19 protein-coding genes and 1 pseudogene are annotated in these 24,915 nt (G+C 70.7%); 4 read left to right on the top strand and 16 right to left on the bottom strand.

Annotated elements, in window-relative coordinates; genetic code table 11:
• Nucleotides 1-4: 4 nt before the first annotated feature.
• From OG978_RS04355 to OG978_RS04305, 11 genes are all read right to left on the bottom strand, one after another.
• On the bottom strand, nt 5-979 hold the full coding sequence (locus tag OG978_RS04355; RefSeq protein ID WP_326763890.1) for an acetylxylan esterase: 975 nt from the start codon (nt 977-979) through the stop codon (nt 5-7).
• 4 nt (nt 980-983) lie between these two features.
• Nucleotides 984-3,410, bottom strand: a complete 2,427-nt coding sequence (locus OG978_RS04350) for a polysaccharide lyase 8 family protein (protein ID WP_326763889.1) — start codon at nt 3,408-3,410, stop codon at nt 984-986.
• A 7-nt stretch (nt 3,411-3,417) separates the two neighbouring features.
• Complete coding sequence (locus tag OG978_RS04345; RefSeq protein WP_326763888.1) at nt 3,418-4,569, bottom strand: SGNH/GDSL hydrolase family protein; 1,152 nt, start codon at nt 4,567-4,569, stop codon at nt 3,418-3,420.
• Nucleotides 4,566-5,645: a right-handed parallel beta-helix repeat-containing protein gene (locus OG978_RS04340; protein ID WP_326763887.1), complete on the bottom strand. Its 1,080-nt coding sequence runs from the start codon at nt 5,643-5,645 to the stop codon at nt 4,566-4,568. Before OG978_RS04340 ends, OG978_RS04345 begins: the two co-directional genes overlap by 4 nt.
• Nucleotides 5,642-6,244, bottom strand: a complete 603-nt coding sequence (locus OG978_RS04335; RefSeq protein WP_326763886.1) for a DUF624 domain-containing protein — start codon at nt 6,242-6,244, stop codon at nt 5,642-5,644. Before OG978_RS04335 ends, OG978_RS04340 begins: the two co-directional genes overlap by 4 nt.
• 5 nt (nt 6,245-6,249) lie before the next feature.
• Nucleotides 6,250-8,235: a hypothetical protein gene (locus OG978_RS04330; RefSeq protein WP_326763885.1), complete on the bottom strand. Its 1,986-nt coding sequence runs from the start codon at nt 8,233-8,235 to the stop codon at nt 6,250-6,252.
• 3 nt (nt 8,236-8,238) lie between these two features.
• The gene (locus OG978_RS04325) at nt 8,239-10,029 is read right to left on the bottom strand and encodes a heparinase II/III domain-containing protein (RefSeq protein WP_326763884.1); all 1,791 of its coding nucleotides are present in this window, start codon (nt 10,027-10,029) and stop codon (nt 8,239-8,241) included.
• A complete protein-coding gene (locus OG978_RS04320) occupies nt 10,017-10,781 on the bottom strand; it encodes an SDR family NAD(P)-dependent oxidoreductase (protein ID WP_326763883.1) in 765 nt (254 codons plus the stop codon). The genes OG978_RS04325 and OG978_RS04320 overlap by 13 nt, the downstream gene beginning before the upstream one ends.
• A gap of 47 nt (nt 10,782-10,828) precedes the next feature.
• A complete protein-coding gene (locus tag OG978_RS04315; RefSeq protein ID WP_326763882.1) occupies nt 10,829-11,752 on the bottom strand; it encodes a carbohydrate ABC transporter permease in 924 nt (307 codons plus the stop codon).
• Nucleotides 11,739-12,641 carry a carbohydrate ABC transporter permease gene (locus OG978_RS04310; protein WP_326763881.1) on the bottom strand — a complete coding sequence of 301 codons (903 nt, stop codon included), beginning with the start codon at nt 12,639-12,641 and terminating at the stop codon, nt 11,739-11,741. The genes OG978_RS04315 and OG978_RS04310 overlap by 14 nt, the downstream gene beginning before the upstream one ends.
• A gap of 78 nt (nt 12,642-12,719) precedes the next feature.
• Nucleotides 12,720-13,988, bottom strand: coding sequence for an ABC transporter substrate-binding protein (locus OG978_RS04305; RefSeq protein ID WP_326763880.1), 1,269 nt, complete (start codon nt 13,986-13,988; stop codon nt 12,720-12,722).
• 226 nt (nt 13,989-14,214) lie between these two features.
• Between OG978_RS04305 and OG978_RS04300 the strand changes: the two genes are divergently transcribed.
• Nucleotides 14,215-15,324 carry a LacI family DNA-binding transcriptional regulator gene (locus OG978_RS04300; RefSeq protein ID WP_326763879.1) on the top strand — a complete coding sequence of 370 codons (1,110 nt, stop codon included), beginning with the start codon at nt 14,215-14,217 and terminating at the stop codon, nt 15,322-15,324.
• Nucleotides 15,325-15,343: 19 nt separating this feature from the next.
• On the opposite strand, the gene OG978_RS04295 is transcribed toward OG978_RS04300, so the two are convergent.
• The gene (locus OG978_RS04295; RefSeq protein WP_326763878.1) at nt 15,344-16,210 is read right to left on the bottom strand and encodes an EamA family transporter; all 867 of its coding nucleotides are present in this window, start codon (nt 16,208-16,210) and stop codon (nt 15,344-15,346) included.
• A 59-nt stretch (nt 16,211-16,269) separates the two neighbouring features.
• On the opposite strand from OG978_RS04295, the gene OG978_RS04290 reads away from it, so the two are divergent.
• Nucleotides 16,270-17,130, top strand: coding sequence for a MurR/RpiR family transcriptional regulator (locus OG978_RS04290; RefSeq protein WP_326763877.1), 861 nt, complete (start codon nt 16,270-16,272; stop codon nt 17,128-17,130).
• An 88-nt stretch (nt 17,131-17,218) separates the two neighbouring features.
• Here OG978_RS04290 and OG978_RS04285 read toward each other — a convergent pair whose 3' ends face one another.
• The 4 genes and pseudogenes from OG978_RS04285 to OG978_RS04270 all read right to left on the bottom strand — a co-directional run bounded on the left by OG978_RS04285 (nt 17,219) and on the right by OG978_RS04270 (nt 22,034).
• Nucleotides 17,219-18,439: an MFS transporter gene (locus OG978_RS04285; protein ID WP_326763876.1), complete on the bottom strand. Its 1,221-nt coding sequence runs from the start codon at nt 18,437-18,439 to the stop codon at nt 17,219-17,221.
• Nucleotides 18,440-18,496: 57 nt separating this feature from the next.
• Nucleotides 18,497-18,820: pseudogene (locus tag OG978_RS04280) on the bottom strand (hypothetical protein).
• A gap of 37 nt (nt 18,821-18,857) precedes the next feature.
• Complete coding sequence (locus OG978_RS04275) at nt 18,858-20,141, bottom strand: aminoglycoside phosphotransferase family protein (RefSeq protein ID WP_326763875.1); 1,284 nt, start codon at nt 20,139-20,141, stop codon at nt 18,858-18,860.
• Nucleotides 20,142-20,183: 42 nt separating this feature from the next.
• Nucleotides 20,184-22,034, bottom strand: coding sequence for a serine hydrolase (locus OG978_RS04270; protein WP_326763874.1), 1,851 nt, complete (start codon nt 22,032-22,034; stop codon nt 20,184-20,186).
• A 182-nt stretch (nt 22,035-22,216) separates the two neighbouring features.
• Here OG978_RS04270 and OG978_RS04265 point away from each other — a divergent pair, with 182 nt between their 5' ends.
• Together OG978_RS04265 and OG978_RS04260 are read left to right on the top strand one after the other, a co-directional pair.
• The gene (locus tag OG978_RS04265) at nt 22,217-23,326 is read left to right on the top strand and encodes an NAD(P)H-dependent flavin oxidoreductase (RefSeq protein WP_326763873.1); all 1,110 of its coding nucleotides are present in this window, start codon (nt 22,217-22,219) and stop codon (nt 23,324-23,326) included.
• Nucleotides 23,323-24,873, top strand: coding sequence for an acyl-CoA synthetase (locus OG978_RS04260; RefSeq protein WP_326763872.1), 1,551 nt, complete (start codon nt 23,323-23,325; stop codon nt 24,871-24,873). The genes OG978_RS04265 and OG978_RS04260 overlap by 4 nt, the downstream gene beginning before the upstream one ends.
• Nucleotides 24,874-24,915 lie beyond the last annotated feature (42 nt).

Genomic DNA, 24,915 nt, shown 5'->3' with positions numbered 1-24,915 from the left:
TCCGCTACCCGCCGAACACGCCCCGCAGCGCGCCGAGCTTGCGCGGCAGGTCGTACTCGGCGCCGCCCTCGTGCCCGTTGTACGTGAACACCTCGATCTGTGCCGGACCCGCGTAGCGGTGATAGGCGGCGAACACCGTGGACGACGGGCAGATCTTGTCCATCAGGCCGACCGAGAACCACGCCGGGGCGGTCGCCCGCGCCGCGAAGTTGACCCCGTCGAAGTAGGACAGGGTCTCCATCGCCTCATCGATCCGGAAGCGGTGCCCGGACAGCCAGCGGGCGATCTCCGCGTACGGTCCGGCGTCCGTGATCTGCGAGGCGCGCCGGTAGTGGCAGAGGAACGGCACATCGGCGACGGCGGCCACGATGTCGTCCCGCAGGCCGGCGACGGCCAGCGCGAGCCCGCCGCCCTGGCTGCCGCCGAGCACCGCCACCCGCGAGGCGTCCACCGCCTCGTGGGCCTTCGCCGCGTCCACCGCCCGCACCGCGTCCGTGATCAGCCGCCGGTAGTAGTGGCGGTACGGGTCCTCGATGCCGCGGGTCAGGAAGCCGGGGGAGGAGGAGCCGTGCCCGTCCGGCCCGATGTCCGGGGTGTCCGCGGTGTTCTTGCCGCCACCGCCCTGGCCCCGGTTGTCCATCACCAGATGCGCGTACCCGAGCGAGCTCCAGGTCAGCCAGGAGTACGGAATGCCCCGGCCGCCGTTGTAGCCGATGTACTGGACCACGGCGGGCAGCGGGCCGGAACGCGTCTTCGGCAGCAGCAGCCAGGCCTTCACCGGCTGGCCGCCCCAGCCCCGGAACGTCACGTCGAACACGTCGATGGTCGCGAACCCGGCGTCGTACGGGACGAACTCGGCGTCCAGGTCGTGGCGGGCCGTCTCGGTGAGCGTCTTCTCCCAGAAGGCGTCGAAGTCGGCCGGCTCCTCCGGCTCCGGCCGGTAGTCGTGCAGCCGGTCCAGAGGCATGTCGAACAGCAAGGGTCTAGCTCCTCTTCAGGGTGAGGTTGAGGGTTGCACCGTGGCGGCCGGTGGTGTCGGCGGTGATCCGGATGCCGTTGCCGGTGGGTGCGGCGCTGACACCCGGATCGGCGGAGACGACGCTCAGGCCACGCTGTGCCAGGTCCAGCACGACCGAGGACCGCAGCTGTGTCGGGTCGGACAGCGACACCTTCACGGTCTTCCCGTCCGGCCGCACCAGCACCGAGGCCGGGCCGTCCGAGGTCAGCTCCTGCGCGGTGCCGGCGGTCCAGAAGTTCGCGGCGACCAGTCCGTCCGCGCAGCGGCGTACCGCGTGCACGGCGGTGGAGCGGGCGATCAGCTTCACCGGCGGCGCGGACGACCACTGCCTGGTCCGCTCGGCCGAGGCCGCCGGGGCCTGCAGCCAGTAGTAGCCCGCCCCGCTCGGTGCGGCGCCGTGGTCCTGCCAGAGCGTCAGATACGGGCGGGTGACCGAGGTGTCCGTGCCGTACTTGAGGTTGATCTCGCGCCAGGTCGCGGTGCGCTCCTCACGCAGACCGTTCAGCGTGGCGGGCTCGGGGAAGATGTAGCCGCCGGTTCCGGCCACATGCAGCCACCGGACCTTGTCGAGGCGGGCCGACCAGCCGGCGTCCGTGGGCGCCGCGGTGCCGTTGACGATCAGGGCCGCCTTCGGGTCCCGCAGCTTCCGGTTCTCCACGACCGTCTCGGCCGTGCCCGCGTCGGCGCCGATGCCCGAGCCGACGCAGGCGATCACATCGTCCAGGCAGAACCAGCTCTTCAGCCCGTGCAGCGAACTGCCGTACGCGCGCAGCTCCATGCCGTACGCGCCGAGCGTCGTGCCAGGCAGTGCTGTGCCGCCCGCCCAGTCGGCCGTGCTGGTGGTGCGCTGGCCCGCTGCGTCCGCCGGGCGCCCGGCGATGACGGTGGTGCCGGGCAGCCGGGCCGGGTCGACGGTCGGCCAGTAGTCCTCGCTGTAGTGCCCGAGGTCGTCGGTGTAGAGCAGGACCATGCCGTCGGAGAGGTGCCAGGCGTGCAGGTTCTCGTTCTGGATCGACTCGTAGTTGTAGATCCGGGACGAGTACGCGGAGATGCCGAGCGAGAAGGACGGCCGGCGGTGGGCCGCCTTGTCCATCCGCGGGTGCTGCTTGTGCGCGACCAGCGGCCCCCGGGCCGGCACCGGGGAGGCGATGACCTGCCGGGCGGCGACCAGCGAGGCGAGGTCGGTGACGGCCAGGAAGTCCCGGTAGGTGTCCTCGGCGATCCACTGCTTGACCAGGGAGGTGAACCGGTCGGCCGTCTCGCCGGGGAAGCTCGGGATCAGGCGCACCACCGCCTCGATGACCGTCTGCGCCGACACATGGCCCTGCTTGCTGGGGCGGGCGATCTCGCGCCCGCACACCGACGCCATCACGTCGCCGCGCACCAGCAGCGGGTCGAAGCCGTCGTCGACCCAGCTGCGGATGTTGTCGAGGTCGGGGTCGGTGACCGCCCACGTGGTACCGGCGAGGAGGTTCAGCAGCCGGGACAGGTTGTTCAGCAGTTCCTTGCCGTACCCGCCGTTGTACGGATGCTTGTAGTGCTGGAGGAACGAACCGTCGGAGTAGAAGCCCTCGCCGGTACCCTCCGCCGCGGCGCTCGCGTCGTTGAAGGCGAGGACACTGTTGGCGCCCGAACCCTCGACGTCCGAAAGAGCGTCACGGACCCGGGCCAGATCGTCGCCCGTGTCGCTGAGCACCGCGTTGACGGCGACCACGGTGGAGATCCACACCCGGTTGGCACCGGTCGCGATCTGCCGGTCGGCCCGCCAGAGGTTCGGGTCGGGCGTGTAGTGCCGTACGGCCGCGGTGATCCGACCCAGCCGCTCCGTACCGAGCACGTCGTACAGCAGCACGGTCGCGTCGTTGAGGGCGAGCGCGGAGCCGATCTCCCAGTCCCAGTCGTTGTCGAACCTGGTGTGGGTGGGGCCGTAGCGGTTCGTCAGCATCCAGTCGAGGCCGGCCAGCAGCAGATCGCGCAGTGCGGTGTCGCCGTACTGCGGGGTGCCGGGGACGGCCCACGCGGTCGCGACCGTGGCGAGCCGTTTGAACGACGTCGTCACGTGGTTGGAGAGCGCGGTGCTGGTCAGATCGGGGAACAGCCCGTCGGTCCGGGCCGGGTCGAGGCCTTTGACCGAGGTGGTCGCGGCCTTGCCGATCCTGGCCACGGCCGCGGCGATCTGCGGGTCCGTCAGGTCGAGGCCGGGGCCGCCGGTGAGCAGTGTGTGCCAGCGGGCGCGCAGGGAGGCGGCGTTGTCGACGACGGTGGCCGTCGCCGCGTGCGCGGTGCCTGCGGCGTTGAGCGTCAGCGGCAGCGCGGCGGCCGCGCCGAGAGCCGCAGCACTGGCGAGAACGGTGCGTCGGGTGGTGCCCGGAGTGGTGCCTGGGTTCGTCATGCGGCCCTCACAGGAGGTGTCGGCGGTCGACGGCCGCTGCCAGCGAGGCATGGCCGGAAGGGTTGGGGTGGAGTCCGTCGCTGCTGTCGTACGTGGGCAGCATCAGGGACGGACGTTCCGGGTCGCGCAGTGCCGCGTCGAAGTCGACGACGGCGTCGAAGACCCGGCCGGTGCGCACCGCCGCGTTGATCCGCTGCCGCACCGCTTCGAGCTCGGGTGTCCAGCGGGTCCAGCCGCCGAACGGGGCGATGGTCGCGCCGACCACCCGCAGCCCGGCGCTGCGGGCGCGCAGCACCAGCTGCCGGTACCCGGCCAGGACGCGCGCCGGATCGGTCTGGCTCGGCGGCTGCTGGAGATCGTTGACGCCGAGATGGACGAGTACGGTGCGCAGCCCGGGCAGCGACAGCACATCGCGGTCGAACCGCGCCTGCCCGCCCGGCCCGAACCGGGCGTCGTCCAGCAGCAGCCGGTTGCCGCTGATGCCGAGATTGGCGACGGCCGAACCGGGAAGCCGCCTGGCCAGCTGGTCGGGCCAGCGCAGATCGGCGTCGTCGGGGGTGCCGACGCCCTCCGTGATGGAGTCGCCCAGTACCGCGACCACCGGCCCGTGCGCGCCCGTCACCTCGACGCCCGTCAGCAGGAACACGGAGGTGGTGCGCACGCCGTCGACGGAGTGCGAGGCATGGGTGTTGCGGTGGAAGGACAGCGGCCCGGTGGGACCGGGGAGCCGGGTCTCCACCGTCAGCCGCGCGGCCTCGGCGGCACGCAGTCCGGCGACCGGGTCACTGGTCAGCGAGGCGCCCGCGGCGATCCACGCCTGGCTCCGCCCGCCGAATGTCACCGGCAGGCCGCCCGCCGTCACCGGGCCGATGAGGACCGGGACCGTGCCGAAGGCGTGCCCGTAGCGCAGCCGGACGGCTCCGCCCGCGGACAGCCGCACGTTCGCGATGCATGTGCCGTCGGTCAGGCCGGCGCTCGCCACCGTGTCCGTGGCGGTGGGCGCTGTCTGCGCGGTGGACCAGGATGTCGTCCAGCGCGACCGGCCCGCTCCGCCGCTCGACGATTCGGCCGCCTGCGCCCCCGGCGCCGTGGCCGCGACCGCCGCCAGACCGGCCGCCGCCGTCAGTACCCCGCGTCTCGCGGGTCCCCGCCCGCTCACTGGGGGCACGCACCCGTCGGGTTGTACTCGCTGCCGTAGGTGCCGACCGCGTCGCCACCGGTGTTGCCGCTCATGGTGTTGGTGCACACCGGACCTTGCGGGGTGCGCATGAACTTGATGCCACCGCCCGCGTTCCCGGTGATGGTGTTGCCGTAAATACTGGTGTTGATGCCATCGGTCGCGGTGTCACCGCCGAGCCGGATGCCCGCGCCGACGTTGCCGTGAATGGTGTTGTAGCGGAAGATGTTGCCGCTGCCGCGTGCGTCCAGGCCGCCGGAGCTGGAGTCCTTCTGGCCGCTGCAGTCGTTGTACTCGACGTAGTTGTTGGTCGAGTTCTCCTTCACATCGACGCACTCGTTGCCCTGCGTGGCGATGGTGTTGTGATGGATGCGGTTGTTCTTGCTGATGTCGGGCGCCGCGTCCGGGGCGCCGTTCGCCCCCTGCTGCTCGGGGGCCGTGCCGAGGTAGATGCCCTCGCCGTTCTTGCCGCCGCCGCCGAACTTGAAGTCGGCGACCCCGCAGTTGGTGATCGTGTTGTCGGAGATGTCGGCGCCGGTCACCAGATAGCGCACCCGCAGGCACTCGTCGGCGGCGTTCTTCAGCGTCATCCCGGTGATGCGCAGGTCGCCCACACCGTTACCGGGAGTCGTGCTCATGACATAGACGAGCTTGAGGCGGTACCCCGACACATCGGTGGACGACCCGTGCAGCCCGTCCACGGTGAAACCGCTGAGCGTCGTCGAGTCGTGCTGCACCTGGATGATCCGGGCGTCGCCGGCCCCCTTCACCACGGCGTTCGACGGGCCGGTGATGGTGACTCCGGCGCGCTTGGTCACGACGTCCTGCTTGTACGTACCGGCGGCGAGGTTCACCACCGCGCCCGTCGGCGCCAGGTCGACCGCCTTCTGGATCGTGGCGAGCGGGGCGCCGGCCGACGTACCGGCGTTGGAGTCGCTGCCGGACGGCGACACGTAGTACGCGGTGGCAGCCTCGGCGGCCACCGAAGTCGGGGGGAAGGCCAGCGGGGCGCCCGCGGCGAGCGCCGCGACGAGTGTGGTGCGTAGTACACGGCTCATGAGGTGTGCCTCCTGGGGTCTGCGAAGGACAGAGCGAGCAGTACGGGGATGCTGGGGCCGAGGAGCAGGGGACCCAGCGGTACGACGAGGGAGAGCAGCGCGGCGGAGATCACCGCGCCGAGCAGTGCGGTGCCACGGGCCGCCGACCCGAAGCCGAGGGCCAGCGCACCGCGCGACCAGGTGCGGACCGTTCCGTGCGGGGACCGGCCTGCTTCGGCCGCGAGCGCCACATGATGGATGACGAGCGCGGCCGCGATGCCCACCTGCGCGGCGAGCAGCACGAACGTCCACGGCTCCGAACGGCTCAGCAGATGGACGATGTTGGCGGCCAGGACGATCCCCGCCGCGGTGGACGCCAGGGAGTGGCGCCACAGGGACCGCCAATACTGCGGGAAGGCGGCGAACGTGTTGGTGAAGCAGCGGCTGTCTCCCTCCGCCCGCCACCGCTGCAGGGCATGCCCCATCGCGGCGAGCGCGGGAAGCCAGGTCACGACACCGAGCGACAGCACGGTGAAGGCGGCCCCGGCGGCCGCCGGGTAGGCCACGAACTCCAGCCGCCGCAGCAGCGTCGGCCAGCCGGACGAGAGGGTTGCCTGCATGTTGATCAGCCGACCTTTCCTGTGTACGGCTCCGGGACATCGAGCAGCACGCGGCCGTCCAGCTCCAGCCGGGTGGCCGCCACCACGTACGGGGCCGAGCCGTCGGCCCCGAGCAGCACCGCCGCCGCGTCGGCCGACACCGCGGCGGTACGGATACGACGGGCGACGGGGGAGAGGAGCACGGTCTCCTCGCCGAAGGTGACGCCCTGGCCCTGCGCGCACACGACCTGCTCGACCGAGGCCGGTGCCGCGTCCGGGACGATCGCGGTGAGGAAGAGCGCCTCCGCCGAGCGCGCGGTCGTCGCCCGCAGGGTGTGCAGCGTGCGGGTGAGTCGCAGCTCCGGCGTGCTCGACGTCGGATTGGCCTCGACCTCGGTGGCCTCCGAGACGACCGTGGCGTCGAGCGGCGCGAACTGCCGCACCAGGGCGGAGGCCGCCCCGGACCGGATCAGCCGGCCGCCGTCCGGCCGCGGCTCGGTGGGCCGGTCTGTCTGGAGCAGGAACGTCCACTCCCGCTCCGCGTCGGCCTCGGCGAGATCCAGCAGCACGAGCCGTCCCGACGGGGTGAACACCAGCGTCCGGTCCAGCCGCCGCACCCCGAGCGCGGGGTCGTACATCGCGGCGATCTCGGCCGTGGCGTGCGCCCAGCCGCAGTCGGGACCGGCGAGCACATCGCGCTGCCGGGCCTGCCGCTCGTACGGGATGTCCTTGTAGACGTGGTAACGGTCCTCGTCCGCGTACCCCTGACCGTCCACCAGGAGCAGATTGTGGTGCGCGGCCCGCTTGCGGTTGCTGTAACCCTCGTCGACCGCGAGGAACGCACCCTGCGAGACCATTACGAACGAGCCCGAATCGGGGTGGTGGTGACCCTGGTTGAGGGTCTCCCAGCCCAGTTCCGCCTGGTGCTTCGCGGAGGTCTCCCACGCCTTGTGGCCACCGCCGGGGCTTGCCTTGAACGAGACGAGCGTGGCGTCGTCGTCCCATCCGGTGCGGGCCGCGAGGAGGCCGAGATCCGGGAAGAACGCCCGTGTCTCGGTGGGCCGGGCGGCGGCCACGGACGGGTCGTACCAGAGGTATTCGAGATACGCCTCCGGCAGGATCCCCGGCCGTACCCCGCTCTCCGCCGCCTCCTGCCACAGCAGTTCACCCGAGGCGAGATCGCCCAGCCACTGCGCCTGAGGAATCCCGTACTGCGCCGCGAGACGGTAGTACAGGCCGGCGCTGTGTCCGCTGCGCCGGTCGTGGCAGTCGCCGTGGTCGACGTTGAACGCGAAGCCGGGAGCCAACTGGTGCATCCGGTAGCGGAAGGTGTGCGAGAGGAAGCCGCCCCGCCCCCACCAGTCGATGCCCTCCGCCTCCTGGAGGAGATCCAGATGGATGGCGAGGAACGGCACGCCGTAGCGCCAGTAGACGACCCCTTCGGCGTGCGAACCGTCGTCCGGCATCAGATCGAGGACCGTGCCGAGGTTGTCCTTGGCACGCTCGGTCCACGCCTCCTTGCCCAGCACATAGCCGGCCGTAGCCAGACCCGCGTAACAGATCCAGTTGTGGTTCTGCCAGTACGAGGACGACCACCAGCGGCCCTCGCTCGCCACCGCGAACTCGTACATCCGCCGCCCCTGGAGCAGCAGTTTGTACCGCAGCAGCGCCCGCACCCCGTCCGGGAGCTCGTCGCCGATCCACCGGTAGGCGAGCGACAGATGGTGCAGCAGCCAGCCGGCGTCCAGATCGTGGTCCGGCATATGGGCCTTGCCCCAGTGCGGCAGCCGCACCGCGGCCTCGATCCAGCGCCGGCTCTCCGCCAGATGGGCCGGATCGCCGCTCACCCGGTAGGCCAGCGCCGGGTTGGAGGCGGCCGGGCCGAGCCACGTGATGCTGGCCAGGGGGTGCGTACGCGGCGGGGTCAGCCCGCGGTGGCGGGCTGCCTCCTCGTACAGCCGCACCTGCTGCGCGGGGCGCGGGCCGGGCGGCGGGGTCGCCGAGAGCAACAAGGGTCAGTCCTCCGTCCGGAACCGTGCGGTGCTGCCGTCGGTCAGCGAGACCGCCAGCACCCCGTCACCGTCCAGGCGTACGTCGGCCACGGCGGGCCCGGCCGACGCCGCCTGGTACACCGAGGCGAAGGTGACCTTCTCCGACTGCGCGGTGAAGTCGACCCGGGTGCGCACGCGCTGCGGATCGTCGGCCGCGCCCGGGCCCGGCCGGGAGAGCGGACGCACGGTCGCGCCGGGGGTGTGGGTGTGCCAGCCGTGCAGGGTCTCGTCGCCGTACCAGGTGGTGCGGACCTCGCCCGAGGCCTGGAGCTGGACGTCCAGGGCGACACCGGGACGGAGCTGCGCGGTGAGGCGCCGCTCGTCCTCGGCACGCACCGTCAGCAGATCGACCAGATAGCTGTCACCGAGCACCACTTGCCGCACCGCACGCACACCCTCGTACGCGGTCGTCACCTCGGCGGTGACGGACGAACCGTCCGAGCCGAGCAGCCGCCCGGTGCACTCGGCCTGTTCGGCGCCGTTCACCCGGAACGCCGGATGGGCCTCCGTCGATGCGTACAGATCGCGGAACTCTGCGTGTGCGTAGGGCACTTGACCGGGATCGGGCTGCCACGGAGTGGTGTCGCCGTACAGATACAGCGACAACTTGTCGCGATGGCCGTGGGAGCCGCCGTGCGGACCGAAGTCCAGCAGCGCGTGGACGCCCGCGTGGTGCAGCACCGCGTACCCGGCGGTCGGGAACACCGTGACCGGACCGGGCGCCGGGCGCTGCGGCAGCGGCGGACCGGCGAACCAGCCGTCCAGCTCCCGGTCGAGCCCGTCGTCGTGCGCGCCGAGCTCGGCCCGGGCCCGCCCGGCCACCGCCTCCAGCGCCGGTGACGGCACCAACTGCTGGGCAAGCGCGACGAGTTCGAGCCACTCCAGGGCGAGCGGACCACGCAGATACGGGCCGTCGTGCAGCGCCGGCAGGATGCCGCCCGGCGTGGCGATCGCCGCCAGCACATCCGTCATCCCGGCCAGCACACCCACCACATCGGACGGAACCGCCGCGGGGTCGGTGCCCCGCAGCGCCAGCAGCGCGGCCCGCAGCACGAACCCGTGGTAGTAGGTGCTGCCCTCCCACTCCCAGCCGTCATCGGCGACCGCGACCCGCAGATGCGCGTACAGCCCGTGCTCGCCCTCCAGCCACTGCCCGGCGCCCTCCCACTCGCTGCCACGAGCCGCCGCGGCCCCCCGGCTCGCCGCCACACCGGCCGCGTTGAGCCACGCGGTGTAGTTGGAGGCGAGGTGGCCCTGGCCGGTGAGCACGTCCCGGGCGTCGAGAGCGGCCTGCTCCAGCGCGTCCAGCAACGGAAGCACCGGGGCCAGGTCCTCGGTCGAGTGCTCGGCGAGCGTGATCACGGCGTGCCCGACGTTCACCGCCCAGATGGCATCGGTCAGCGCCTGGTGGAAGAGCCTGCCGCGCAGCATCCAGGACTGGGCCTCGCCGTGCCGCTCGGTGGCCAGCGACGCGTACAGCCCCGCGTACTCCACGAGCCGCGACACGGACTCCGCGCGCTCCTTGCGGTGGGCCAGCACCCGCAGGTGCCGCGCCCACGCCTGGTGCGAGAGCACCAGCCAGGCGCCGCGCACCGCCTCGTCGTCCACCCGGCAGCCGTACGCACAACGCGCACCGCCCTCGGGGAACACCCCGGCGAGCAGATCGCCGTGGTCGAGCTCCACGCCGTGCGCCGGGCAGACGTACGCGTGCCACCAGCCGCCCCGCTCCCGGGCGATCCGCCTCAACGCGGCCACACGCCACCGTCGATGTCCACGGTGGTGGCGGTGAGGAAGCCGGACGACGGCGACGCCAGGTGGACGACCGCGGCGGCGACGTCCTCGGGGGTGCCGGCCCGGCCGACGGGGATGCCCGCTTCCATCGCCTGCTGCGCCTCGGGCGCGGTGAACGTGTCGTGGAAGGCGGTGCCCTTGATGAAGCCGGGAGCGACGGTGTTGACGGTGATGCCCGTACCGCCGAGCTCCTTGGCCAGACCCTTGGTGAAACCGCGCACACCGGCCTTGGCCGCCGCGTAGGCCACCGAGCCGGGGCCGCCGCCGTTGTGCGCGGCCAGCGAGGACATCGTGATGATGCGGCCTGCCGACGACTGCTTCAGGTGCGGCAGCGCGGCGCGCACGGTGCGGAACGTGGACGTCAGATTGGTGGAGAGGACCTGGTCGAAGTGGTCGTCGGACATCTCGGCGATGGTGGCCCGGCCGATCAGATGACCCGCGTTGCAGACCAGGACGTCCAGGCCGCCGAGGAAGCCGGTCGCCTCGTCGACGAGCCGGTCCACGTCGCCGGTCACCGTGACATCGGCCTTGAACGCCTTCGCCCGGCGGCCCAGCGCCTCGATCGCGGAGACCGTCTTCGCGGCCTCGTCGGCGGAGGAGTGGTAGTGGACGGCGACGTCGGCGCCGGCCTCGGCGAGCGCGACGGCGATGGCACGGCCGATTCCGTGGCCCGCCCCTGTCACCAGTGCGCGGGAGCCGTTGAGATCAGCAGACATGGAGTAAGTACCTTTCGAGGAAAAACGGTCGTCGGGACCGGTGCCGGTCACTTGAGGCCGGCGGTCGCGAAGCCCTGCACGAAGTAGCGCTGGCCGATGAGGAAGAGAATGACCATGGGCAGGGTGGCCAGCGTGGTGCCGGCCATCAGGAAGTGCCACTGGGGGCCGTTCTCCGTCTTGAAGACGGAGAGTCCCACCTGGATCACCCGCAGGCTGTCCGTACGGGTCACCAGCAGTGGCCAGAGGAAGTTGTTCCACGACGACTCGAAGGTCAGCAGCGCCACGGTGGTGAGCGCGGGCTTGACCTGCGGCGTCATGATCCGGGCGTAGATCCGGAACTCGCCGAGACCGTCGAGCCTGGCCGCCTCCTCCAGTTCCACCGGAAGGTCCAGATAGAACTGGCGGAAGAGAAAGACCGCGAACGGAGTGACGGCGCCGGGAATGATGAGCGCCCACCAGGAGTCCAGCCAGCCGCTGCCGCCCTGGCCGAAGATGTCGTTCCCGCCGGCCAGCGGCATGAAGCGGACGATCAGGAACTCCGGCAGCACCTTGGTGTACGTGGGGATCATCAGCGCGGCGATGAAGAGGTAGAAGATGACCTCGCTGCCCCGGAACTTGATCCGCGCCAGCGAGTACCCGGCCATCGACGCCACGACCACATTGATGAGGGTGTGACTGAACGCGATGATGAAGCTGTTGCGCGCGTACGTCGCGAACGGCGCCGCCTTCAGTGCGTCGACATAGTTCCCGAACTCCCAGTGTTCCGGCAGCAGCCCGGCGTCCTGGGAGGCGATCTCCACCGGGGTCTTGAGCGAGGTGAGGACCATCCAGACGAACGGTGCCACCATCAGCAGCGAGACGACGCTGAGCGTCAGATAGAGCGCGATCCGGCCGACGGAGAGCGGCTTGCCCTTCGTCCGGGGCCGGTCCTTCTCCGCAACCCCGGGCCTGTGAAGCTCAGTTGTGGCCACGGGTGCCTCCCATGATCCGCCGGTTGACCAGGGTGAAGCCCATCAGCAGCACGAACAGCACCAGTGACTGCGCGGAGGCGTAGCCGATGCGGAACTCCCGGAAGGCGGACTTGTAGATCTCGAACGTCATCATCGTGGTGCTGTTGCCCGGGCCGCCGTCGGTCAGGATGTAGATCTGGTCGAAGGACTGGAACGCGCTGATCATCGACGTGATGAGGACGAAGAACGTCGCGGGTTTCAGCAGCGGCAGAGTGATCGAGAAGAACTGGCGCACCTTGGACGCGCCGTCCACCGAAGCCGCCTCGTACAGTTCCTTCGGCAGGGACTGCAGCGCGGCCAAGTAGATGAGCATCTTCATGCCGATGCCCTGCCAGATGCCGACCAGGATCACCGACGGCATCGCCCACGATGTCGACGACAGCCAGGCCGGGCCTTGGATCCCGAGGAACGACAGGAGCGTGTTCAGCAGCCCGTTGCCCGGGTTGTAGATCCACAGCCAGACCAGGGCGATCGCGACGGTCGCCGTCACCTGGGGAATGAAGACCGCGGTACGGAAGATGCCTCGTGCCTTCAGCCCGGTGTGCAGCGCCAGGGCCACGAGCAGCCCCAGCATCATGCCGAACGGCACGGTGAAGAAGGTGTAGACGACGGTGTTGACGATGGACTTGCGGAACACTGCGTCGTCCAGCATGTCCCGGAAGTTGTCCAGGCCCACGAACTGCGGCGCCGTCAGCACGTCGTACTTCGTGAAGGCCAGAACCACCGACGCGACGACAGGCAGGCCGATCCAGAGCGAGGCATGCAGCAGCGCGGGCGCCACCATCAGCATGCCGGCGCGTTGCCTGCGGCGCCCCGGGCCGGTGGGTGCCCGGCCGGTGCGTTTCTTCACGACCGGGTGCCCGGTCGGGGAAGGCGGCCGCGTGGGCCTCGCCTTCAATACGGATGTCGCTCCCACAGTGACGGGTCCTTACATCCGGCCGATGGCGGCCTCGGCGAGCCGGCCGAGTTCCGCGATGGCGTCCTTCGCGGACTGGCTGCCCACGATGGCGGGCTCCAGCGTGGGCTTGATCTTTTCGCGGATCTCCATCCAGGCAGCGGTGCCGCCCTCCGAACACGCGTCACCCATGCTCTGCAGGGAGAGATCGACGAACTTGTTCTCCTTCACATAGCTGGAGTCGCTGAGATCCTTCAGCCCGGGCACCGATCCTCGCTGCTTGGCCGCACCGAGGATGGACTCGGGCGTCGCGAGGTACTCGACGAGCGCACGGGCCGCTGCCGGGTGCTTGGAACTGGCGGACTGGGTGACGAGCGTGCCGCCCTGGAGCATCGCGGGCTTGCGGTTGGCGAGGATGAACGCCCCGAGCTTGTCGTCCTTGAGGAGTTCCGGATTCTGTTCCCCGACCTGCTTCCACAGGGCACTGCTCGTCATCATCATCGACGCCTTGCCGGTCTGTACGTTGGTCGGGGCCCCGAGGTCCGTCTTCTTGGCGTAGTCGGCGGAGCCGTCCTTGATCAGGTCCTTGAAGAACTGCAGCGCCTCGACCCCGCGGGCGTCGGTGAACAGCACCTTCTTGCCGTCCGCGCTGAACAGCTGGCCGCCGTTGGCGAAGAGGAAGGTCTCCCAGCACTGGCGCAGATGGATGGAGAACGGGTCGAATCCGAACCGGCCGTCCTTGGTCAGCTGCTTGGCCACGGCGCGTAGTTCGGCCCAGTTCGCCGGGGTCTTCTTGATGCCGGCCTCGGCGAAGTGGTCCTTGCGGTAGACGACGATGCGGGTGTCGAGGACGACCGGCAGCGCGTACAGCTTGCCGTCGTACCGGGACGGCTCCAGGACCCGCTTCTCGTAGTCGTGCGCGGTGGCGAACTTCTCCGGCAGCTCGGCGATCGCCTTCTTCGCGGCGAACGGCGGGATCCAGCCCACGCCCATCATCAGCACGTCGGGCAGCAGACCGCCTGCGAGCCCTGTGGTGATCTTCTCGTTGAGCTGGTCGTACGTGGTGTAGTCCACGTTCACCTTGACGTCCGGATACTTCTTCCGGAACCCGCCGAGTATCTCCTTCTCCAACAGCGTCTTGCCGTCGGCGCCTTCGTAGATCGGGGTGAGCAGAGTGATCTCACCCTCGGCGGGGCCGTCGGCGGAACCGCCCGCCGAAGTGCCGGTGCCGCACGCACTGAGGGCGGCGGCAGCGGTGCCGGCGCCGATGGCAGCAAGCAGCGACCGTCTTTTGAGTTCCATGGGACACCCCTTTTGAGGTGGAGACTGTGGATCGATCCAGCGATGGCATCCCGGCCATGGCTGAGAAGCGCTGGTAAATCGATGCACTGATGCTAGGAACGCTGTCGGAGGGACGTCAACAGCTGATGCACATGAATTTTCGGGAATGTTAACGGGTGTACCGGTCAACAGAGTTAAGTAAATCGATACACTGCTAGGGTCAGACGCGTTCCGAACCGGAGGTGGCATGAGCGGGGTAACGATCCATCAGGTCGCGGAGGCCGCGGGGGTCTCCGCGAGCACGGTCTCCAACGTCCTCAATGGGCGTACGGACCGTATGCAGGCGGCCACGCTGGCGCGCGTGGAGCAGGTGATCGAGCAGCTCAGCTACCGGCCCAACCGTGCGGCCCGGATGCTGCGCACCGGACGCATCAAGGTCATCGGTCTCATCGTGCCGTCCGTCGCCAACCCGTTCTGGGGGGCGCTCGCCCGTGAGCTGGAGGCCATCGCGCTGGCCGAGGGCTATCACGTACTGCTCTGCAACAGTGAGCGCGATCCGGCCCGCGAGCTCAAGTACGGCGAAGAGTTGCTCGCCGACGGGGTGAGCGGAGTGGTGCTCTGCTCCTCGCTTCCCTCGCTCGAACATATGACGCCGCTGCTCAGCCGCGGACTGAAGATGGTCGCCTTCGACCGCACCGCGCAGGCGGGCGATCCGCCGTCGCTGGCCTCCATCAGTGTCGACAACGCGATGGGTGCCGAGCTCGCCACCCGTCATCTGACCGAACTCGGCCACCGTCGGCTGGCGTTCGTCTCCGGCTCGGTCAACAGCGTCAACCGCCGCGAGCGGCTGCGCGGCTTCCGGGCCGCACTGGAGTCGGCGGGCCTCGATCCGGACGACGCGATCGTCTGGCCCGGCGCGGACGCCACCGAGTTCGGTGACAAGGACGCGGCCGAACTGGGGCGCAACGCCGCCAGGGAGCTCCTCGGCGGCCCCCGTCCGCCCACCGCGTTCGTCGCCATCAACGACATGTGCGCGATCGGGATCTGCCGTGGGGCCAAGGATGCCGGGCACAGCGCCGGACAGGACGTCTCCGTGGTCGGCTTCGACGACATCCTCCTCGCCGACCTCTTCGAACCGCCGCTCACCACGGTCCGCCAGCCGCTGCCGGAGATGGCCGCGGAGACCTTCCAGCAACTGCGGGCCCGGATCGACTCGGCCCCTGCGGCGGGACGGTCACTCCTCATCCGGCCGCGCCTGATCGTACGGGAGTCGACGGCCCCGGCGCCGACCGGTGCGAGCGCCGCGATCCCTGCACCGGGCGGACCGGAGCAGCTGATCGCGGGCCGGACGGCGTAGCCGGGGCGTGTCCGGCGGTTCAGGGATGGGCGAGTTCGAGTACGACAATGCCGGCGAGGACGGCCGCGCCGGCGGTGAGGCGCAGCCGCCCGAACCGTTCGCGGAAGAGGAGCGTGGCGATCAGCGCCGCGATGAGGATGCTGGTTTCGCGCAGGGCCGCGATGGTCGCGAGGTCGCCGTGGGCCTGCGCCCAGATGACCAGGCCGTAGGCGGTCAGTGAGACGACGCCGCCGGTCAGGCCGATCCCGCAGGCCGGCTTCAACTGTGCGAGCAGCGGACGGCCGCGCCGGGCGAGCGCCAGCAGTGGCAGAACGGGGCCCTGGCAGAGAAAGAGCCAGGCGATGTAGCCGATGACGGTCTGGGACCGGTGCACCCCCGTGCCGTCGACGACGGTGTAGGCCGCGATGACCGCGCCGGTGGCCACCGCCGCGCCGAGCGCGGGCAGCTGTGCGCGCCCGGGCCACCCGTCCGCGAAGGCCAGTCCGGCCAGTCCGGCCGAGATGACCAGTACGCCCGCCATTTCGGCGGCGGCGATCGGCCGGCCCAGCAGCGTCACGGAGGCGACGGCCACGAGCAATGGCGCGGTGCCACGGGCGATGGGGTACATCTGGCCGAAGTCGCCGAGCTGGTAGGCCCGCAACAGGAAGAGCTGGGAGAGCACCTCCAGCGCGGCGGAAACCAGGATGAACGGCCAGGCCCCGGCCTCGGGCAGCGGAACGAGGCAGACCATCACCGCCGCGCAGCCGGTGTACGCGAGGTTGATGAGGGTGAAACCCACGAGTTTGTCGGTGATGCGGTGAGCCATCGCGTTCCACAGGGCATGGAGAACGGCGGCGCAGAGCACGGCCGCAGGCACGGCTGAGCCAGGGGGAAGGAACGAGGGCATGACGGGGCTCCCTGCGGCAACAGAGTATCTGGAATAGAATTCCGCGCTACTCTAATCACATGGAACAGAATTCCAGTGACGGGTACCGGCTCGGTGCCCATGTGAGAGCCAGGCTCCCGGAGCTCCGCGAGACCGAGGCGCGTGTCGCGCAGGTGATCCTCGACCAGGGGGCCGACCTGGTCCGGCTCAGTGTCAGCGATGTCGCGGCCCTGGCCGGTACGGCTCCGTCGTCGGTCGTCCGCGCCTGTCAGCGCCTCGGATTCCGCGGCTATCAGGAACTGAAGATCGCGGCAGCACGCCAGGGCGCCGCGGGGAGCGGCGCGCTGGCCTCCGACCCCGGCGACGATCCGGCGGCCCGTGCGCTGGCCGACACGCTGCACGCCTCCCGCGAGGCACTCGGCGACCTGGCCACCACCCTCACCGCCACCGGGCTCCGCGCTGCCGCCGCCGCACTGGACGCGGCCCCCCGCGTCGTGGTCGCCGCGGCCGGCCTCTCCGCCGCCGTGGCCGCCGACGCCGCGTACCGCCTGCGTGCCCTCGGCTGTGTCGTCGACGCCCCCGCCGACGCCCTCACTGCCCAGCTCTCCGCCGCCCAACTCCCGCCGGGCGCCGTCTGCCTGGCCATCAGCCACACCGGAGCCACCCGCAGTACGGTCGACACCGCCCGCCGCGCCCGCCTGGCCGGAGCCGAGGTCATCGGCCTGACCAGCTACGCCCAGTCACCGCTGAGCGAAACCAGTACGCACACGCTCGTCGCCGGGGGACAGGACCTGGTCTTCGGCCTGGAGACCACGGCCAGCCGCATCGCCCACCTGGTCACCATCGACGCACTCGCCCAGACCCTCCTCGCCCTGCGCACGACGACGGCGGAACGAACACTCCACCTCTCGGCCGACGTCACGGCCGACCACTCCTACTGACCCGCGCGTACACGGGACTTCGCGGGCGGCTCGCGGCACGGGTCCATTCATCGGTGGCCCCGTGCCGGGCGCGCCGCCCGGTTCGCGCTCAGCGGCGATTGACGCGGTACACGTCCCTGACGCAGAGGTTGAGGAGTGTGGTCGCCACGATGACACCGGCGCAGACCAGCAGCACGGTCCGGTCGGCCCAGGCGTGCACGGCGAGCGCGGTGATCAGGTAGCCGAGCGGGATGGCGAGACGCTCCCCGACACCGTTGAACGAGCCCATCCGGCCCATCTCCTCCTGTGGCACGTGCTGTTGGAGCGCCGTGGTCCACGCCACGATGGCGATATCCAGCCCGATGCCCGCGAGTACGGCGCCGAGCAGCACCCACGGCAGAGCCAGGCCGAAGCCCAGCGCGGCCGGCGGCAGACAGAGCCCGGCGCCGTTGACGACGGCGACGGCCAGCAGACGGTACGGCTTCCAGCGCAGGCACACCACTGTCCCCGCGAACAGCCCGAACGCGAACGCGCCCTGGACGAGCCCCCAGGAACGTGCCCCCGAGTAATGCTCGGCCGCGACCACGGGACCGAGCAGCTGAAACCCGGCCAGCCACGCGGCGACCACCACCGTGCCGGCGGCGGTGTACGTCCACAGCCAGGTGCGCGACCGGAATCCGGACCACCCCGCCCGCAGGTCGGCCAGGGCGCTGCTCGTCGTGACCGGGGCGCTCAGCCGCAGGCCGAGCAACAGGAGCGCCGCGACGAGAAAGCTGAGCGCGTCCCAGGACAGGGCCCAGGCCGGCCCGCCGACCGCGACGATCACCCCTCCGGCAACAGGGCCGAGCACCTTGACGGCATTGCTCGGAAGCCGGAGCAGCGCGTTGGCCCGTTGCAGATGCTCGGCCGCGACGATCTGCGCCACGACGCCCGTCGCGGCCGGAGCCGTGAAGGCTGTGGCGATCCCTGAAACAAAGCCGCACCCGGCGATCGAAACGGTTGTCGCATGGCCGGTGGCCACGAGCGTCGCGAGCACGCCCTGCGCGGCCGCGGCCAGCAGATTGCTCAGGAACAGGATCCGGCTGCGTGACAGACGGTCCGCGAGAACACCGCCCGCGACGGTGAAGACGATCGTGGGGACCGAATTGGTCGCCAGCACCACACCGAGCGGCCCGGCTCCGCCGCCCTGGCCGATCACCGCGTAGGCGAGTGCGAGGGGCGCCATCGCGGAGCCGGTCGCCGAGACGAGAGTGGCGAGCGCGAACCGCCGGAAGGCCGGAACCCGCAAGGGCGTCGGACGGGTCGCGGGCGCCTCGACGGTGGACTCCATGATTCTCCTGCTGTGGGTGTCGTGGCGGTGGCTCCGGCTCCTGGTGCCGCCGGGCCGTCAGCTCACCGTCGGCGCTCCGTCCAGCTCCTCGCCGATCGCCGTCCGCAGCGCGTCGTGCTGCGGGCCGAGCGCGAAACGTTCGTCGGTCCACCGGTCATGGGGAAACAGTCGGACGGGCATGCGTACCAGATCGTCCGGCTCCCACGCGGGAGTTCCGAAAGGCGCTGTACGTGGGGTCGGTCGACCAGGAGCACCGAGTACCCCGGCAGGAACTGCACGTCCCCGATCACCGCGAATCCCGAGCCCAGCCGACGCAGCACGGTCGGGGTTCTCGACTCGCGGCGCGCTGCCTATTCGGTCGTTCTGCCAGTTCGAAGTCACGGCCGGAACCTACCCCGGCCCGTACGTCCCGCCTCCGTCAGAGACGTCGCTCGGCCAGATCCAGCCAGTGCTCCACATCGCTCGGTGCGAAGTGCCGGATGGCCCAGTCGGTCATCCGCAGACTCATATGGGCCCAGCAGGGGCGCAGGATGTCGTCGGGCAGTGCGTCCAGGATGTCGTCGAGCCGGCGGACGACCCCCGCCGCTTGCTCCTGTGTGTGCATCCCGAAGCGCAGGGTGACCAGGTCGAAACGGCGGTCTCCCCGCCCGGCGCCGTCCCAGTCGATGACCCCGGTGACCGTGCCGTCCACGGCGAGCAGGTTGCCGTGGTGAAAGTCCTGGTGCACGACATCGTCCCCGGCCAGGCGGGGAGGGTGATCGGCACCGACCGAACTGACCCGGTGCTCAAGGGCGGCGCTGCGTGGGCTGTGCCGACGCAGCGGCTCGTGAAGGCAGTAGCCGGGGCCGTCGTCGAGCAGATACAGGTGCATCGACGGGATGTCCGCGCGCCCGGCCAACAGCCCGGACTGCGACTCGTTGAGAGCGAGAGCCTGATCCAGAGCGTGGTGGTCCAGCAACTCCAGTGGTGCGCCCGGCAGAAGCTCCTGGACCAGCACCACTCCGCCGCCCACCTGGAGCGCCAGTTCTGTGGACGGGCAGGGATACCCCTGACTGCGCAGCGCCTCGCACACCGCCAGTGGCCCCGACCGCAGGGCGTCGAGCCGACTGTCCGGCCGCCACTTCAGCACGGACCGGTGGCCGTCGGGCCACCGGACGTACGCGGCGCCCACCTCGCCGCCCGGACAGGGCTCCTCGACCAGCAGCCGTACGCCGGTCTGGGCGTGCACGGCATCCGTCATCCGGCCGGCGTCGAGGCGCTCGGCACGTTCCCAGTGCTGCTGCGGTGAGGTGGTCATCGGAGCATTCTCCACGCGCAGCCCTCGGGGGGCTGTTTGACCAATGTGGACTCGGGCGCGGTCGATGCGGGCCGATTCCGCGTGGCTCCGCCACTCCGGTGTCGGTTGCTGGACGAGCCGTACCCGCCAGGGCCGGTCCGGCGGGTACTCGACCACCACGGTGCCGCCCGGCCGGTAGTCGGGGACATCGACCAGGTTGATGTCCGCCGTCATCTCGACGCGGTGGGTCGGTGCGTCGTCCGGATCGACCGAGAGGACGAACTGGATGGGTATGTCTGCCGATTCGCCCCCGGTGGCGCGCAGGCTCTCGATCTTCGCGAGAGCGGTGCGCGGGACCACGGCCGCCTCGCGGCCGCGTCGGGGCATCCGGGCCAGGAAGACCAGCAAGGCGGTGCGGCGTCCCACCGGGCCGGGCCGGACCGGGCCCCGCCCGGTGCGATGCGGGGCTCAGTCCGCCGACGCCGTCCAGCCGAGCGCCTCGATGCGCGCACCGTCGCCGGACCGGCCCTCGTCGAAGACCGTCCGGTTGCCGTCCTCGACCCGGACGGCGTCCACGTACACCCCGCGCCCGACGTACAGCTGGTCCGTCGTGTACCGCCACCTCAGCCGGACCTCCTTGCCGCGCCAGGCGGCGAGATCCGCGTCGAGGCGGTGCCATACCCGGCCGGACCAGCCGGAGACCGCGCCGCTGGGATGCGGATCGGGCTCGGGGTGGGGTTTCTCCGCCGTCGGCACGGTGGTGAAGGGTACGGGCTGCCAGGTCGCCCCGGCGTCCGCCGAAGCCTCCAGGAAGAGGAAGTCGGAGCCGGGCTCGGTGTCCCACCACAGGGCCGAGCTCAGCCGGGCGTGCGAGGAGGCGAGGCGCAGCGCCGGCAGTGTGAGCGTGGCCGAGGCGGCGCTCGCCATGCCCGAGAACCACGCCGTACGGCCACGCGCGGGACGGACCGCGACGGCGCGCGCCATCCGGTTGGCCGCGGCGACGCGCGGCGCGCTGCCGGAACGCCAACTGCGCACCGGGTGCACCGAGTTGCCGAGCACGATCAGGAACGAGTCGGTCGTCGGGTCCAGTACGAGACTGGTTCCGGTGAAACCGGTGTGGCCCGCGGTGCGCGGCGTGGCCATCGCCCCCATGTACCAGTGCTGGTAGAGCTCGAATCCGAGGCCGTGCGCATCGCCGGGGAACGCGGTGTTGAAGTCGGTGAACAGCAGGTCGACCGATTCGGCGGAGAGGATCCGCGCACGCCCGTACACCCCGCCGTTGAGCAGCGTACGGGCGAGGACCGCCAGGTCCCAGGCGCAGGAGAAGACTCCGGCGTGGCCCGCCACCCCGTCCAGGCTGTAAGCGTTCTCGTCGTGCACCTCGCCCCAGACCAGCCCGCGGTCCAGTCCGGACCAGGGCTGCCGGGCGTCCTCGGTCGCGGCGATCTTCGGCTTCCAGGAGGCCGGCGGGTTGTACCGGGTGCGGTGCATTCCGAGCGGAGCGGTGATCTGCTCACGGAGCAGGACATCCTGCGTGCGGCCGGTGATCTTCTCCAGGACCAGCTGGAGCGAGATCAGATTGAGGTCGGAGTAGAGGTACACCGTGCCGGGCGGGTTGGCCGGCACCTCGTTCCACAGCAGTTGCAGTTTCCCGTCCCGCGTCGGCGCCTTGTACAGCGGAATCCAGGCACGGAAGCCCGAGGTGTGCGTGAGCAGCTGACGGATCGTGATGTCCTGCTTGCCGCCGCCGCCGAAATCGGGCAGGTACGAGGCGACCTTCGCCTCCAGCTCCAGCGTCCCGCGCTCGATCTGCTGCACGGCCAGGATCGAGGTGAAGAGCTTCGAGACCGAGGCCAGGTCGAAGACGGTGTCCTCGGCCATCGGGATCTGCTGGTCGGGCGGGAACTCCACCCCGGTGTCGGTCTTCTCGTCGTACGCCGCATAGCGCACGGCCTTGCCGATCGGCCGGTGCAGGGCCACCGTGCCGCCCCGCCCGGCGAGCAGCACCGCACCCGCGTACCAGGGGTGCTTGGGGGAGGCGGAGAGGAACTTCTCCGCGTCGGCGACCAGTTGGTCAAGGGGTTCCTGCAGCAGCCCGGCGCGGGCGGCCGGTCCACGCCGCAGCGTCGGCCGGCCCTGACCCGATGCGGTGCTCCCGAGCGCCCCTGTGCGCATGTCCGACGACCCCGTCCCCGACTCCATGGCCGACGCCCGTTCCGCGAACGGAATCGGCGCCAGGGCGAGTGCCCCGCCCAGGGCCAGCATCCCACCGCCCAGCCTCCGACGGCTGATCCCTCTGCCCGCCGCGTCCTCGGTCATCCGGAACCCCTTCCTGCTGCACGAAAGTAACTTTCGAAATTTCGTCCGACAATGAAACTTCCTGCCGCCGCAGAGATTACTGTCACCCCCGCCGTCACGGAGGTCCCCTGCGTCACAAAGAATCTGACACTGCATCAGAAAATCTCTTCCCTCGGATGTCCGGCTGCGGCATCCTGCGGCCCATGGAGACGGAGCTGAGCAAGAAACTGGGAGTCGAGCACGCCATCTTCGGCTTCACGCCGTTCCCCGCAGTGGCCGCGGCCATCACCCGGGCCGGCGGATTCGGCGTACTCGGCGCGGTCCGCTACACCGCCCCCGACGACCTCGCGCGCGACCTCGACTGGATGCAGGAGCACACCGACGGCAAGCCGTACGGCCTCGACGTCGTCATGCCCGCGAAAAAGGTGGAGGGGGTGACCGAGGCCGATGTCGAGGCGATGATCCCGGCCGGGCACCGCCAGTTCGTCCAGGACACCCTCGCCAAGCACGGCGTACCGGAACTTCCCGACGGCGAGGCGTCCGGCTGGCGCATCACCGGCTGGATGGAGGAGGTCGCCCGCAACCAGCTCGACGTCGCCTTCGACTACCCCATCAGGCTCCTCGCCAACGCCCTCGGGTCGCCGCCCGCCGATGTCGTCCAGCGTGCCCACGACCGGGGCGTACTCGTCGCCGCCCTCGCCGGGAGCGCCAAGCACGCCCGCCACCACGCCGACGCGGGCATCGACATCGTCGTCGCCCAGGGGTACGAGGCGGGCGGCCACACCGGCGAGATCGCCTCCATGGTCCTGGTCCCGGACGTGGTCGACGCCGTCGGACCGCTTCCCGTCCTCGCCGCCGGCGGGATCGGCAGCGGCGAACAGATCGCCGCCGGACTCGCCCTCGGTGCCCAGGGTGTCTGGCTCGGCTCCCTCTGGCTGACCACCGAGGAGGCCGACCTCCACTCCCGCGCGCTGACCCGCAAACTCCTCGCCGCCGGCTCCGGCGACACCGTCCGCTCCCGCGCGCTCACCGGCAAACCCGCGCGTCAGCTCCGTACCGAATGGACCGACGCCTGGGACGACCCGGCGGGGCCCGGCACTCTTCCCATGCCGCTCCAGGGGCTGCTGGTGGCCGAGGCCGTGTCGCGCATCCAGAAGTACGAGACCGGCGCGCTGCTCGGCACCCCCGTCGGCCAGATCGTCGGCCGGATGAACAGTGAGCGCAGCGTTCAGGCCGTCTTCGACGACCTGACCCGCGGCTTCGAGCGAGCCGTGGACCGGATCAACCGCATCGCCGGACGGAGCGCCTCATGACCCCGCCGCCCAACGGCTTCTGGGCCCAGGCAACCGCCGACCCCGACCGCACGGTCCTGACCGCACCCGACGGCGAGAGCTGGACGGCGGGCCGGCTGCACGCCGCCGCCAACCGCCTCGTCCACGGACTGCGCGCCGCCGGGCTGCGGCGGGGCGACGCGTTCGCGGTCGTGCTGCCCAACGGCGTCGAGTTCTTCACCGCCTACCTCGCCGCCGCCCAGGCCGGCCTCTACCTCGTCCCCGTCAACCACCACTTCGTCGGCCCCGAGATCGCCTGGATCGTCTCCGACTCCGGCGCCAAGGTGCTCATCGCCCACGAGCGGTTCGCCCAGGCCGCGACCGAGGCCGCCGACGAGGCGGAGCTGCCGGCCACCCACCGCTTCGCCGTGGGCACGGTCGACGGCTTCCGCCCGTACGCCGAACTGCTCGAAGGGCAGTCCGGACAAGCCCCGGACGACCGCACCCTGGGCTGGGTCATGAACTACACCTCGGGCACCACCGGCCGCCCGCGCGGCATCCGCCGTCCGCTCTCCGGCAAGCTCCCCGAGGAGAGCCACCTCGGCGGATTCCTCGGCATCTTCGGCATCAAACCGTTCGACGGCAACGTCCACCTGGTCTGCTCGCCGCTCTACCACACGGCCGTGCTGCAGTTCGCCGCCGCGTCCCTGCACATCGGACACCCGCTGGTCCTGATGGACAGGTGGACGCCCGAGGACATGCTGCGGCTCATCGACACCCACCGCTGCACCCACACGCACATGGTCCCGACCCAGTTCCACCGCCTCCTCTCCCTCCCCGACGAGGTGAAACGGCGCTACGACGTCACGGCCATGCGGCACGCCATCCACGGTGCCGCGCCCTGCCCCGACCACGTCAAGCGCGCCATGATCGACTGGTGGGGGAGGTGCGTCGAGGAGTACTACGCGGCCAGCGAGGGCGGCGGCGCCTTCGCCACCGCCGAGGACTGGCTGAAGAAACCGGGCACGGTCGGCAGGGCCTGGCCGATCAGTGAACTCGCCGTCTTCGACGACGACGGCGAACGGCTGCCGCCCGGCGAGCTCGGCACCGTCTACATGAAGATGAACACCGGCGGCTTCAGCTACCACAAGGACGAGACCAAGACGCGGAAGAACCGCATCGGCGACTTCTTCACCGTCGGCGACCTCGGCATCCTCGACGAGGACGGCTACCTCTTCCTCCGCGACCGCAAGATCGACATGATCATCTCCGGTGGGGTCAACATCTACCCCGCCGAGATCGAGGGGGCTCTCCTCGGCCACCCCGCGGTCGCCGACGTCGCCGTCTTCGGCATCCCGCATCCCGACTGGGGCGAGGAGGTCAAGGCGGTCGTCGAACCGGCCGCGGGACACGAGGCGGGGGAGGCGCTCGCCGCCGGGATCCTGCGCCACTGCGAAGAGCGTCTCGCCGGGTACAAGCGCCCCAGGACCATCGACTTCATCGACGTGATGCCCCGCGACCCCAACGGCAAGCTCTACAAGCGGCGGCTGCGCGACCCGTACTGGGAAGGACGCCAACGGGCCGTGTGAACCACCGCCCGGCCGCCGCCGCCCGACGAGCGCCCCCGTACC

The sequence above is a fragment of the Streptomyces sp. NBC_01591 genome (assembly GCF_035918155.1).
Taxonomy (GTDB): domain Bacteria; phylum Actinomycetota; class Actinomycetes; order Streptomycetales; family Streptomycetaceae; genus Streptomyces.
This window is presented reverse-complemented; position numbering and strand designations above follow the sequence as displayed.